General features: G+C 61.4%; 13 protein-coding genes. 2 read left to right on the top strand and 11 right to left on the bottom strand.

From position 1 onward, the window contains the following. Positions 1-48 precede the first annotated feature (48 nt). The 7 genes from ACF8E5_RS00855 to puuE form a co-directional block, all read right to left on the bottom strand. The gene (locus tag ACF8E5_RS00855) at positions 49-831 is read right to left on the bottom strand and encodes an outer membrane protein OmpK (protein ID WP_023535873.1); all 783 of its coding nucleotides are present in this window, start codon (positions 829-831) and stop codon (positions 49-51) included. A gap of 354 nt (positions 832-1185) precedes the next feature. Further along, on the bottom strand, positions 1186-1971 hold the full coding sequence (locus ACF8E5_RS00850) for an outer membrane protein OmpK (RefSeq protein WP_196126031.1): 786 nt from the start codon (positions 1969-1971) through the stop codon (positions 1186-1188). A gap of 133 nt (positions 1972-2104) precedes the next feature. Then, positions 2105-3460, bottom strand: a complete 1356-nt coding sequence (locus tag ACF8E5_RS00845; RefSeq protein WP_023535929.1) for a nucleobase:cation symporter-2 family protein — start codon at positions 3458-3460, stop codon at positions 2105-2107. A gap of 159 nt (positions 3461-3619) precedes the next feature. Then, positions 3620-4933: a urate hydroxylase PuuD gene (locus ACF8E5_RS00840; RefSeq protein WP_027915998.1), complete on the bottom strand. Its 1314-nt coding sequence runs from the start codon at positions 4931-4933 to the stop codon at positions 3620-3622. Positions 4934-4992: 59 nt separating this feature from the next. Continuing rightward, entirely contained in the window at positions 4993-5496 is a 504-nt protein-coding gene (locus tag ACF8E5_RS00835) for an ureidoglycolate lyase (RefSeq protein WP_023535901.1), read from the bottom strand. Between the two features lie 49 nt (positions 5497-5545). Then, entirely contained in the window at positions 5546-6061 is a 516-nt protein-coding gene (uraD, locus tag ACF8E5_RS00830; protein ID WP_058638547.1) for a 2-oxo-4-hydroxy-4-carboxy-5-ureidoimidazoline decarboxylase, read from the bottom strand. Next, a complete protein-coding gene (puuE, locus tag ACF8E5_RS00825; protein ID WP_058638548.1) occupies positions 6061-6987 on the bottom strand; it encodes an allantoinase PuuE in 927 nt (308 codons plus the stop codon). The genes uraD and puuE overlap by 1 nt, the downstream gene beginning before the upstream one ends. 372 nt (positions 6988-7359) lie before the next feature. Between puuE and uraH the strand changes: the two genes are divergently transcribed. Next, positions 7360-7713: a hydroxyisourate hydrolase gene (uraH, locus tag ACF8E5_RS00820; RefSeq protein ID WP_058604793.1), complete on the top strand. Its 354-nt coding sequence runs from the start codon at positions 7360-7362 to the stop codon at positions 7711-7713. A 71-nt stretch (positions 7714-7784) separates the two neighbouring features. Here the strand turns inward: uraH and ACF8E5_RS00815 are convergent, their stop codons facing one another. Next, positions 7785-8528, bottom strand: coding sequence for an RHS repeat-associated core domain-containing protein (locus ACF8E5_RS00815; protein ID WP_078478861.1), 744 nt, complete (start codon positions 8526-8528; stop codon positions 7785-7787). A 145-nt stretch (positions 8529-8673) separates the two neighbouring features. After that, complete coding sequence (locus ACF8E5_RS00810; protein ID WP_058638550.1) at positions 8674-10023, bottom strand: NCS2 family permease; 1350 nt, start codon at positions 10021-10023, stop codon at positions 8674-8676. Between the two features lie 299 nt (positions 10024-10322). On the opposite strand from ACF8E5_RS00810, the gene ACF8E5_RS00805 reads away from it, so the two are divergent. Next, complete coding sequence (locus tag ACF8E5_RS00805; protein WP_058638551.1) at positions 10323-11078, top strand: GntR family transcriptional regulator; 756 nt, start codon at positions 10323-10325, stop codon at positions 11076-11078. Between the two features lie 31 nt (positions 11079-11109). Here ACF8E5_RS00805 and guaD read toward each other — a convergent pair whose 3' ends face one another. Then, entirely contained in the window at positions 11110-12420 is a 1311-nt protein-coding gene (gene guaD, locus ACF8E5_RS00800; RefSeq protein WP_392474763.1) for a guanine deaminase, read from the bottom strand. 10 nt (positions 12421-12430) lie between these two features. Beyond that, positions 12431-13276, bottom strand: a complete 846-nt coding sequence (gene xdhC, locus ACF8E5_RS00795; RefSeq protein ID WP_058638553.1) for a xanthine dehydrogenase accessory protein XdhC — start codon at positions 13274-13276, stop codon at positions 12431-12433. Positions 13277-13303 lie beyond the last annotated feature (27 nt).

Here is a 13303-nt window from a genome sequence, read left to right as displayed (position 1 = left end):
GACGCCTCGGCAAAGGGGCCGGCTCGCGGCCCCGCGATCATGCCGTGATCAGAACAGCACCTTGACCAGGAAGCTCATGGTGTTCTGGTCGGTGGTGAAGGCGCCGGAGTCCTTGATGCCGTACTTGTTCTTCCAATAGTCGTACTCAACACCCACGTACAGCTGCTTCTCGCCCAGGTGCATGGCTTTGCCCAGGTCATACTTGATCTGCGGGTTGAAGTGCAGGTTGGCGTGGTAGGTGCCACGGCGGTTTTCATCGTTGTCCACCACCCAGTCCATGAAGCCATCGATCAACACGTCGGAGGAGCCGACCGGGATGGTGTAGGCCCACACCGGGGTGATCTGCCAGACATTGTCGCCAGGGCGGCTGCCATCGGTGGTGCGCTGGTAGAAGTTCAGCTGGAAGTAGTCAAAGCCTGGGATGTCCAGGTCGAAGCCGGGGCCGATCAGGTAGGCTTCCGTGTCGCCCTCGCCAAACTCATAGGTCATGGCCAGCAGCACGTCCTTGACCGGGCCGAAGGACAGCTTCTGGTCGAAGATCTTGTTGAAAGACAGGCGCGGGCTGATTTCGCCGTAGTAGGTGTTGGGACCGTTGCCGGCGTCCTTCTGGCCTTGGTAGAAGATCTTGTCGACGAACAGGAAGTTATCGCCGTACTTCCAGCCGTCGGCGTGCTCGAAGGTCAGGGTCTGTTGGGTCGACGGGTTGACCTTGAAGTTCTTGCCCCACAGGTAGGTCAGGCTGTTGCTCTGCCACTGCAGCAGGTCGCCGGCGAAGGTGGTGCCACAGGCCAGCAGGCCGCCGGCGAGGATCAGGCTGTTGATGGTACGCATTGCGGATGTCGCTCCCTTGGTTGATCTGTTGTCAGCGCTCGGTGTTGGCGCTTTTTCTGTCTTTTTAGTCAGCTTTTTTCGATGGGCCACAGCTGTCTGGCAAGGGTTGAGCCAACTTTCTCCCGGTTGGCGAAACCGTCCTGCTCGACGTCGTTCTGAACGGATGAAAAGGGTCTTTCAGGCTGGCAACACGTTGGCCAACCGCCCGAATTCATTGACTGAGCGGTCAGTAAACGCAGGCAGAATCCGTTCTGCCCTGATCGAGGGGGCGCGCAGATTACTGGCTTGCGCGCCTGGCCTCAAGTGCTCCGTCGTGGAGCATGGTGGAGCAAACCTGTGCATGTGGTCAGGTTGTCAGAAGTGTACCTTGATCAAGGCACTGGCCACGCTCTGATTGCTGTCCAGGGCGCCCCGGCTGTCGATGCCGTATTTGTCTTTCCAGTAGCTGTACTCCAAGCCCACGTACAGCTGCTTGTCACCCAGGCTAAGCGCCTTGCCCAGGTCGTATTTCACCTGCGGGTTGAGGTGCAGGTTGGCGTGGTAGGTGCCCCGTCGGTTCTGGTCGTTGTCGGTCACCCAGTCCATGTAGCCGTCTATCAGAATGTCGGACTTGCCCAGTGGCACCGTGTAGGACCAGGCGGGCGTGATCTGCCATACGTTGTCGCCGGGGCGGCTGCCTTCGGTATTGCGCACGTAGAAATTGAGCACGAAATAGTTGAAGCCTGGCACGTCGAGGTCAAAGCCTGGGCCGATCAGGTAGGCTTGATTGTCACCTTCGCCACGCTCGTAGGTCATGGCCAGCAGCACGTCCTTGACCGGGCCGAACGCGAGCTTGCGGTCGAGGATCTTGCCCAGCGAGAAACGAGGGCTGAACTCGCCGTAGTAGGTGGTCACCCCTTTGCCGGGATCGGCCTTGCCGTTGTAGAAAATCTTGTCGACGAACAGGAAGGTGTCGCCGTATTTCCACTTGTTGGCGTGCTCGAACGTGAGCGTCTGCTGGATGCCAGGGTTGATCTTGAAATCCTTGCCGTACAGGTAGGTCAGGCTCTCGCCGTGCCATTGCAGCCATTGGCCGGCCTGGCTCGGTACGCTGGCCAGCAGGCTGGTGCCCAGCAACAAGGCTGTGGGGATGTGGTTCATGTGACAGCTCCCGGATGTTGTTCTTGTGGGTTGTCAGGCGCGTGCGCGCCCCGGGCGGCCCACGCGGGGTGGGCCGACGGCACAGCAGTGATTCAGGCGTAAAGCACGGGCGGGCAGGGCGCCGCCCGTTGGCTCAGTGGGGGTGGCAGGGCGCGTTGTGCGCCGCGCGGTCCGCACCGCCGAGAATGTTGAACAGCACGTTGAGCACCAGCGCACTAACCGTGGCCATGGCGATGCCGCTATGGGTGATGGGCTCCATCCACTGGGGCATCTGAGCGAAGAATTCCGGCCGTACCACCGGGATCAGGCCGAAACCGACGCTGACCGCCACCAGCAACTGGTTGCGCCGATCCCCGATGTCCGCTTCCTGAAGGATCTTGATGCCAGTGGCAGTGACCATGCCGAACATGGCAATGGACGCGCCGCCGAGCACCGCTGGCGGAATCGAGGCGATCAGGTAGGCCGCCTTGGGCAGCAAGCTGAGTACCACCAGCAAGCCGCCGGCCACCACCGTGACGAAACGGCAGCGTACGCCGGTCATCTGCACCAGGCCGATGTTCTGGGCGAACGAGGAATGGGTGAAGGTGTTGAAAAAACCTGCGATGAAGGAAGCGCCAGCGTCGCACAGCAGCCCGCGGCGCAGCATGCCTGGGGTGACTTCGCGGTCGGTGACCTTGCCCAAGGCCAGGAACATGCCGGTGGACTCGACGAAGATGATCACCACCACCAGGCACATCGACAGGATCGGGGCCAGGCTGAAGGTGGGCATGCCAAAGTGCAGCGGGGTGACCACCTGCAACCAGGGCGTGGCCCCTAGGCCCGAGAGGTCGACCATGCCGATCGATCCCGCCAGCAGGTAACCCAGGCCCATCCCCACCAGCACCGACACGTTGACCCAGAAGCCCCGCATGAAGCGGTTGATCAACAGAATCACTGCCAGCACCAGGCCAGCGACCAGCAGGTAGATCGGTGAGCCGAAGGTGGTCGCTTGCTGGCCGCCTCCGGCCCAGTTCACCGCCACGGGAAACAGCGACAGGCCGATGGACGTGATCACCGTGCCGGTCACCAGCGGCGGGAAAAACCTCACCACCTTGGACATGAAGGGCGCGACCAGCATGCCGAAGAAGCCTGCGGCAATGGTGGCCCCGAAGATACCCTGCAGGCCCACGCCGGGCATGCCGGCCATGGCCACCATGCTGCCAACGGCGGCAAAACTGGCCCCCATCATCACGGGCATGCGAATGCCCACCGGGCCGATGCCCAGCGATTGCACCAGGGTGGCGACCCCAGCGACCAGCAGGTCGGCGTTGATCAGAAAGGCGACTTCTTCGCGGGACAGGCCTGCGGCCTGGCCGATGATCAGCGGTACCGCGATGGCGCCACCGTACATCAGAAGCACATGTTGCAGGCCAACCAGAAAGAGCTGGAACAGGGGCAGGGGCTGTCGCGGCGGCGCTACCGGGATAGACGCCTTGGATGACTCGGACATGCAGCACCTCGAGTTTTGTTTTTATTCTCGGATCCAAGCGGCGGGCGAGCCCAAGGTTCAAGCGGCGATCTTCGACTTGAAGATCGCGTTGCTTTAAGCCTGGGCCAGCGCCTGCGCTCGATGCTTGCGTACGACGTTATGCGGTGTAGCCAATTGCGGTCAGTTGACAGGCGCGCCCTTGGCGATCCAGTCGCCTACCAGCTTGCGCTCTTCGGTGGTCATCTGGGTGATGTTGCCCAGCGGCATGATCTGGCTGGCAACCGCTTGCGCTTGGATGCGCGCGGCCTGGGCCTGGATCTGTTGCGGGGTGTCGAACATCACGCCACCTGGGGCGGCACTGAACAGTGGGCTGGTCGGCTTGGAGGAGTGACACACGGTGCAGCGTTCCTGGATGACATGGTGGATCTTCTCGAAGCTGTCACCGCCGGCCTGCGCCGTCGCCTCGGCCGGCACTGCCGGTTCGGCGGGCTTGGCCGCGTCTTCGGCGCGGCGTTCGGCCGCCGTCTTGCCGCCCACGGCCGTGGCTGGCAACGGCTGGTACTCGATCTTGGCAGCGGCCTGTTCCGGGCTGACCGGCATCGGCTTGGGACCTGTGACATAGGCCAGGCAGATCATGGCCAGGGCGCCGACCGGCAGCGTCCAGGCGTACTTGTTGCTGTCGTGGCGGGTGTTGAAGTAGTGACGGATCAACACCGCCGCCACTGCGATCCCCGCCAGGATCAGCCAGTTGTACTGGCTGCCGTAGGTGCTGGGGAAGTGGTTGCTGATCATGATGAACAGCACCGGCAGCGTGAAGTAGTTGTTGTGGCGTGAACGCAGCAGGCCCTTGGCCGGCAACACCGGGTCCGGGGTCTGGTTGTTCTCGATGGCAGCCACCAGCTGGCGCTGGGCCGGCATGATGATGCGGAACACGTTGCCGACCATGATGGTGCCGATGATCGCGCCCGTGTGCAGGTAGGCCCCACGGCCGCTGAACACCAGGCTGAAGCCCCAGCAGGCGGCAATGATCAGCACGAACAGCACCGCACCCAGCAGGGCAGGGCGCTTGCCCAGGGGCGAGTCGCAGAGGAAGTCGTAGACGAACCAGCCCACGACCAGCGACCCGATACCGATCGCCACGCCCTCGGCGCCGCTGAGGGTGCTGCCCGGTGCCAGCAGGTACAAGGTGGGGTTCCAGTAGAACACCACACACAGCAGGGCAATGCCGGACATCCAGGTGAAGTAGGCTTCCCATTTGAACCAGTGCAGGTTCTCGGGCATTTTCGGCGGGGCGAGCTTGTATTTTTCCAGGTGGTAAATACCACCGCCATGAATGGCCCAGAGGTCACCTGACAACCCATCGCGCGGGTTGCTTCGATTCAGGTGGTTTTCCAGCCAGACAAAGTAGAACGATGCACCGATCCAGGCCACGCCGGTGATCATGTGAACCCAGCGAATGCTCAGGTTCAGCCACTCGTGAAGGTGTGCTTCCACAGTATGTACCTCTTGCCGGTCACAGGCGCGGGCAGTGCCCTGGCATGACCGACCTTTTCTTATTGGTGGGGGTTGAGGATCAGCATCTGTTCCTCGCTGAAGTAATGCTCATCGCAGTTGTTGCCAGAACCACTGCGATCAACCACCAGGAAGTCATCCCGCTTTTCGATCGTCAGCACCGGGTGGTGCCAGACGCCGCGATGGTAATTGACGCCCTGCCTGCCGTTGCTGCGGAAGGCGCGGACCAAGCCTGATACAGGTGCATCGCCAAGTGGCGCGACCACGATCAGAAAGGGGTTGCCGAGCAGCGGAATGAAAGCCTGGCTGCCCAGCGGATGGCGTTCGAGCATGCGCACGGTCAGCGGCATTTCCAACGCGTCGGCGCGGAAAATACTGATGATCGCCTTGTCTTCGGGCTCGGCGGTCTCGACCGTGGCGAGCTTGTGAAAGCGCATGGTCGAGCCGTTGTTGATCATGAAGTGGTCGCTGCCGTCGGTTTCGATCACGTCACCGAAAGGGGCGAAGGCTTCTTTGGTCAGGGGCTCGATCATCAGGGTGCGCATGCGGTTATCTCTTCTATTGTGCGTTGTTCTGTAAAGAATCGTCGGTCGCTTACAGCTGTTGCAGGCGGAACAGGGCGATCTGGTTGATCTGCTTGAGCGCCTCGGCGAATTCGGCCTTGGCATCGTTGTGGATGCGCTGTTCGAACGAGGCCAGGATCTGGTGCCGGTCGCTGCCCTTCACGGCCATGATGAACGGGAACTGGAACTTGGCCTTGTACGCCTCGTTGAGCGAGGTGAAGCGCGCAAATTCCTCGGCGGTGCATTGGTGAATACCAGCTCCGGCCTGTTCGTTGGTGCTCGAGGCGGTCAGTTCACCCTGCACGGCAGCCTTGCCGGCCAGGTCCGGGTGGGCGTTGATCAAGGCCAGTTGGTCGGCTTGGGGTGCGCTCAGCAGGATGTCGCTCATACGCTGATGCAGTGTTTGCACGTTGTCCAGTTCGTCCAGTTGACCGAGGTCGTAGGCCTTCTCGGCGACCCACGGCGAGTGCTCGTAGATGTCGGCGAAGGCGTGGACGAACGCGTCACGGTCAAGGGTGGACGGCTTGAGGGTCTTGAAGGTGGTCATCAGACGGTCTCTTTCTGGTACGGGTGGGTGGCTTGCCAGTGGCGGGCGATGTCGACGCGGCGGGCGAACCATACCTGCTCGTGGCTTTTGGCGTAATCGACGAAACGCTTGAGCGCTGCCAGGCGTGCCGGCCGACCGACCAGGCGGCAGTGCAGGCCGATGGAGAGCATCTTCGGCGCCTCGGCGCCCTCGGCGTACAGCACGTCGAAGGCGTCCTTGAGGTATTGGTAGAACTGCTCGCCACAGTTGAAACCCTGGACTTGGGTGAAGCGCATGTCATTGGTGTCCAGGGTGTAGGGAATGACCAGGTGCGGCTTGCCGGTGGGGTTGTTCGGCTCCCAGTAGGGCAAGTCGTCGTCATAGGTGTCGCTGTCGTAGAGAAAGCCGCCTTCTTCCATGACCAGTCGGCGGGTGTTGGGGCCGGTGCGGCCGGTGTACCAGCCCAGCGGGCGTTCGCCGGTGATTTCGGTGAGGATGCGGATGGCTTCGAGCATGTGCTCGCGCTCCTGGGCCTCGTCCATGTACTGGTAGTCGATCCAGCGGTAGCCGTGGCTGCAGATTTCATGGCCGGCCTGGACCATGGCGCGGATCACGTCGGGGTGGCGCTGGGCAGCCATGGCCACGGCGAAGATGGTCAAGGGAATGCCGCTGTCCTTGAACAGTTTGAGCAGGCGCCACACGCCTGCGCGGCTGCCGTATTCGTAGAGCGACTCCATGCTCTGGTTGCGCACGCCCTGCAACGGCTGGGCAGCGACCATCTCGGAGAGGAAGGCTTCGGACTCCTTGTCGCCGTGCAGGATGTTGCGCTCGCCGCCTTCTTCGTAATTGAGCACGAACGACAGGGCAATGCGGGCGTTGCCTGGCCATTGCGGGTGAGGAGGGTTATTGCCGTAACCGATCATGTCGCGAGGGTAGTCAGCGCTCACTGCAGTCTTCCTTCTTGTACGTGTGGGCAAGGTGGCGGGCCGCGTCGCTGTGTCGCACCACCGGATGCGATGATTGTATACAACTTATGAATTCTTTTGTAAGTCTGAATTTCCGTATTTCTGCCCAGGTGTCGTGTCTGGATACCTTGCAAGAAACCTGCCCACTTGGTCAGCTAAGCGCGATGAAGACGCTATGCCCTGCATTGTTGCCGCTGAAGCCATGGTCTGTTGGCTAATTGGCTGGGCAAGCAATAAAATTGTGTACAATTTTTTTTGAGAATGTCTTAATTATGCGAATTCAAGCCGCACGTTGCCCCAGTTCGGGTCACTGGCGTGCGTACTTGCCCCTGGCAAACAAGAGGCGACAAGCAGATGGGACGTTTGACCACTCACGTACTGGACGCAGCCCATGGCTGCCCAGGCAGCGCAATCAAGGTGGAGTTGTACCGTGTCGAAGGCAGCCAGTTGACGTTGGTCACCTCGGCGCTCACCAACAGCGATGGCCGCGTCGACGCGCCATTATTGCAAGGCGATGACTACCGTTCGGGTGTTTACCAGCTGCAGTTCAATGCCGGTGACTACTACCGCGGGCGTGGCGTGGCGCTGCCTGAGCAGCCGTTTCTGGATGTGGTGGTATTGCGCTTTGGCATCGATGCGCAGCAGGAGCACTACCATGTGCCGCTGCTGATATCGCCGTACAGTTATTCGACCTACCGTGGAAGCTAGTTGGTCGCTAGAAGAATCTTCGTAGGTCCTTTGGCCCGCTCTCACACTGGCGGGCTTTTTTTCGCCTAGGCCTAGGTGGTTTCGGTACGAATGCTCTGTTGCATATATGCCAGCGACTTGCCGGTCCTGAACAATGCGTGGTCTTCTGCGCCTGCGGCCAACGCACCTAGCAGGTTGAAACTCGTGCCGACCAGGCGAGGTGCTCCCCGTTCCTTCATCCATTCCTGACTGGCCAGTAAATGCGCAGATGTGTTGGAAATGCTAGCGCGTCTAGTGCGATCGGCGATGTCTACATAGACTTGCGCGTGCTCGATGCTCAGGGAATTATCACCGTGGCTGGCCAGGTTGCTGTTGACCACGCCAAGCTTGTGGATGAAAGGCGTACTGGTTGAGAGTTTCCTCGTGTATTCATGGATCACGGCCCGCCCCCCATTGAAGCTAGGTATGGACTGCGGGTTTGGCGATATCGACTTTCGGGTAAGACCCAAGCTTTCGGCCGCGAGCTCATGATTTGACCTCCACCACTTCTTGATTGCGCTGAACGTCACGGGCGCTCGACCCGACGGGTCGGCCATGTTCACCGGATCGTTCTGGCAGTAGGCGTATGGATTGAGCCCACCCTGAGCAAATGGACTCCAGTGGTCAGGGCTCTGCAACCTCATCAGTGTCGGGTCGTAGAGCCGGTGGCCTTTGCCTAGAGGGTACAGGCGGGAAATCGGATCACTGAACTCGCCGTTGAAGCCCAATGAGCTCTTGCTCCATAGGCTATGACCATATGGGGTATAGGTGGATAAGGCAGAGGTAGGTATGTGCATCGGCAGGCCTCCGTAAAGGCTTTCACTTGTAACAAGCACCGATTCAGTTTGCACCTGGCAAAAATCCTAGTTTGATCGATTTGCACGCCAATCGCGCCGGTAATGACAAATGGGCGCCGAAGCGCCCTTGGCTGTTGCGAAAGTTTCAGAGGAAGATGAACTTGGCAATAAAGATCGCACACAGCACCCACAGGCTGGCAGAGATCTCCTTGTATTTACCCGTACCGGCTTTAAGCGCCACGTAGCTGATGAAACCCAGCGCAATGCCATCGGCTACCGAGAACGTCAGTGGCATCATGATCACGGTGACGATTGCCGGAATGCTGTCGGTCGCTTCGTCCCAGTTGATGTGCGCCATGCTGCCCATCATCAGCATGGCGACGTAGATCAAGGCGCCAGCGGTTGCATAGGCGGGGATCATGCCGGCCAGCGGTGCAAAGAACATGGCGGCGATGAACAGCACGCCTACCACCACCGCCGTCAGGCCGGTGCGCCCCCCGGCGGCCACCCCCGCGGCACTTTCCACATAGCTGGTGACCGGCGGCACGCCGACTACGGCGCCGAACACGCTCGAAGCACTGTCGGCCTTGAGGGCTCTGGACAGGTTCTCGATACGGCCGTCGGGGGCCACCAGGTTCGCCCGCTGTGCCACGCCCATCAGCGTCCCGGCGGTGTCGAACATGTGCACGAACAGAAAGGCCAGGACCACGCTAATCATGCTCACGTTGAACACGCCCGCCACGTCCATGGCCATCCAGGTCGGCGCCAGGCTGGGCGGCATCGACACCACGCCGCCGAACTTCACCAGTCCCAGACCCCAGCCCGCCAGCGTTACGCCGATGATGCTGATCAGGATCGCCCCGAATACCCGCTTGTAGCTGAGGATGGCGATCATCAAAAAGCACATCGCCGCCAGCAGCGGGCCTGGCTCATGCAGCGAACCGAGTTTGATCAGGGTGGCGGGGCTGTCGACGATGATACCTGCGGTCTTCAGGCCGATCAGGCCGAGGAACAGGCCCACCCCGGCGCCCATGGCATGGCGCAGGCTGACGGGGATGCTGTTGAGCAGCCACTCGCGCACCTTGGACAGCGTCAGGAACATGAACAGCACGCCGGAGATGAAGACCGCGCCCAGTGCCGTTTCCCAGTTGTAGCCCATGGTGCCGACCACGGTGTAGGTAAAGAACGCATTGAGGCCCATGCCGGGTGCCAGGCCCACTGGCCAGTTGGCATACAGCCCCATGAGCAGGCAGCCGAGGGCGGCGGCGATGCAAGTCGCCACGAAGGCTGCGCCATGATCAATGCCGGCATCGGCCATGATGTTGGGGTTGACGAAAATGATGTAGGCCATGGTGATGAAGGTGGTCACCCCGGCGATCAGCTCGGTTTTAACGGTACTGCCGTGTTGCCTGAGTTTGAAAATGCGCTCCAGCCAACCCGTGGCGGGCGGTGAAGCGATGTCCAGCGTAGGGACTTCGGTTTTGCGGCTTTCCACAGCGAGTACTCCTAAAGTCTTTCTTGTTGTTATGGAGCCCGTGGTCCTGAGCAATGCACTTGGCGGCTCCGCGAGGGCGGCAACTGGCCAGCAGCATGCAGTGCCGTGGCGCATTGTTGACCGTAAGGTCAGGAAGTTGCCTGAGCGATTATGCTTTTGTGTACAAAGAAAGCAAATACTGTTTTATGTTTTGTATGCCAGGTGAGGTGAACAATCGCTATATGCGTTAAAGCACGCCTGCAGAAACGGCTCAGCCTGTGTACAATGACGCCATACTTTCCTTCGTGCCTCGAGAGCCCATGAACGAACAGCTGCAACCCCTGAAAAAACCCGCGCGTGCTGGCAAGGCCGGTCGCAGTGGTACCCAGGACGACATTGTCTATGCGCACATCTTCGAGGCCATCCTGGAGCAACGTCTGGCGCCGGGCACCAAGCTCAGCGAAGAGGCGCTGGGCGAGATTTTCGGCGTCAGCCGCACCATCATCCGCCGGGCCCTGTCACGGCTGGCCCATGAGAGCGTGGTGCTGCTGCGGCCCAACCGAGGTGCCGTGGTCGCCAGCCCAACCGTGGAGGAGGCGCGCCAGGTGTTCTTCTCGCGGCGCATGGTCGAGCGTGCCATCACCGAGCTTGCCGTGGAGCACGCCACTGCCGAGCAGCTGGCCGAGCTTCGGCAGATGGTCCGCGAAGAGCGCGACAGTTTTTCCCGAGGGGATCGCGGCGCCGGCATCCGGCTGTCCGGCGAGTTTCACCTCAAGCTTGCCGAAGCGGCGGGGAATGCGCCGCTGGTGAGCTTCCAGCGCAGCCTGGTATCGCAGACCTCGCTGATCATCGCCCAGTACGAGAGCGGCAATCGTTCCCACTGCTCGTACGACGAGCATCTGCAGCTGATCGATGCCATCGAGGCGCGTGACGCCGCCCAGGCAGTCAGCCTGATGATGCATCACATGGACCACATCGACAGCAAGCTGAACCTGGACGAGGAGAGCGCCTCGGACGATCTGCATGCGGTGTTCTCCCATCTGCTGAAAAAGCCCAAGCTCACGGTCAAGAACTGACCGTTCGCCTGGGCTCGCATCAGCGCGACCCTTACCTTTCGCGCTGATGCACGCAACGCCCGGCCGCATAGGTTTCACGAACCGTGCGGTCGTCGCCTAGGGTGGTCAGCACGGACAACGTCTCCTCGATGCTTCTGGACTGCTGCAGGCGATAGTCCAGCAGCGGCGTTGCCTTGTAGTCCAGCACCACAAAGTCCGCGTCATTGCCCGGGCGCAGGCTGCCGATCCGGTCATCCAGGCGCAGCGCGCGCGCACCGCCCAGGGTCGCCAGGTAGAGCGACTTGAAAGGGTGCAGGCGTGCGCCTTGCAGCTGCATCACCTTGTATGCCTCATTGAGCGTGTTGAGCAGCGAGAAGCTGGTACCGGCGCCTACGTCGGTGCCCAGGCCGACATTGACCTTGAAGCGCTCCGCCTGAGGCAGATTGAACAGCCCGCTGCCCAAGAACAGGTTGGAGGTGGGGCAGAACGCGACCGCCGAGCCCGTCTCGGCCAGGCGCTGGCATTCTTCGTCGCACAGGTGCACGCCATGGGCGAAGACCGAGCGCTCGCCCAGCAGTTCGAAATGGTCGTACACATCCAGGTAGCCCTTCTGTTCGGGGAACAGCGACTTGACCCAGTCGATTTCCTGAAGGTTCTCCGACAGGTGCGTGTGCAGGTAAACGCCTGGGTGTTCCTTGAGCAGTTGGCCCGCCCGTGCCAGCTGCTCAGGCGTGCTGGTCGGTGCGAAACGCGGGGTGACGGCATAGTGCAGGCGGCCTTTGCCATGCCAGCGCTCGATCAGCGCTTTGCTCTGGGCGTAACCGGACTCGGCGGTGTCGGTCAGGTAATCGGGGGCGTTGCGGTCCATCATCACCTTGCCAGCGATCAGACGCAGGTCCAGGCGCTCGGCTGCTTCGAACAAGGCGTTGACCGATTCGGGGTGCACACTGCCGAACACCAGGGCGGTGGTGGTGCCGTTACGCAGCAGCTCCTTGAGGAAGATCTGCGCCACCTGGTCGGCATGGTCCTTGTCGGCAAATTGCTTCTCGCAAGGGAAGGTGTAGGTGTTCAACCAGTCCAGCAACTGCTCCCCGTAGGAGCCGATCATGCCGGTCTGGGGGAAGTGGATGTGGGTGTCGATGAACCCTGGGGTGATCAATGCGTCCTGGTAGTGCTCTACCGGTATGTCGGCGTCCAGGGTCGGCAACAGGTCGCTGGCATGGCCCACGGCCTGGATGCGTCCGCCGTCGATCACAAGCACGCCGTCTTCGAAATACTCATGGGAAGCGTCCAGGCCTACCTCGGCCGGGTCGGCGATGCTGTGCAGGATGGCGGCTCGGTAGGCTTTGCGGGTAACGGTCATATCTCACTCGTCAAATGGCTTGGCTGCGCCGTGAAGGCGGCAGCAACTGGGCAATGGGGCCGGCGTTGGCGGCAGCGTCGTGCTGGCCGAAGCGGGCGTTGTAGGTGGCGATGATTTCGCCGGCGATGGACACGGCGATTTCGATGGGCAGCTTGCCCTTGACCTCGGTCAGGCCCATCGGGCACCGCATGCGCGCCACCAGGGCGGGGTCGAACCCGCGCTCGCGCAGGCGATGCTCGAACTTGACTCGCTTGGTCTTCGAGCCGATCAGGCCGAACCAGGTGAAATCGTTGCGCTTGAGGATGGCAGCGGTCAGCTCCAGGTCGAGCTGATGGTTATGGGTCATGACGATGCAGTAGCTGCCCGGCGGCAGGTCTGCCACTTCATCGACCGGTTCCTCGCTGACCACGCGCGTCACGCCGGCGGGAATCTGGGCAGGGAATTCCTGCTCGCGCGAATCGATCCAGCGCACCCGGCAGGGCAGCGCGGCGAGCAAGGGTACCAGAGCCCGGCCGACATGGCCCGCGCCGAACACGGCGATCTGCGCCTGCACGGCGGCCATGGGTTCGAACAACAACACCGTCATACCCCCGCAGCACTGGCCGAGGCTGGCGCCAAGACTGAAGCGTTCCAGGTGCGGGGTACCGCGGTGCTCGCCGAGCATCTGCCGGGCGATGTGCAGCGCCTTGTATTCCAGATGGCCGCCGCCGATGGTGTCGTATGATCCGCAGGCGCTGACCACCATTTTCGAACCGGCATTGCGCGGGGTGGAGCCGCGTTCTTCGATGATGGTCACCAGTACGCAGGCCTCGCCTCGGGCTTGGTGTTCGGCCAGGGCGTTGATCCATTGGTGCATGATGCAAGATCCTCATCTATGGGTGCC

Origin of the sequence: Pseudomonas sp. WSY_20 (genome assembly GCF_043104335.1) — a bacterium.
GTDB classification, from domain to species: Bacteria; Pseudomonadota; Gammaproteobacteria; order Pseudomonadales; family Pseudomonadaceae; genus Aquipseudomonas; species Aquipseudomonas parafulva_B.
This window is presented reverse-complemented; position numbering and strand designations above follow the sequence as displayed.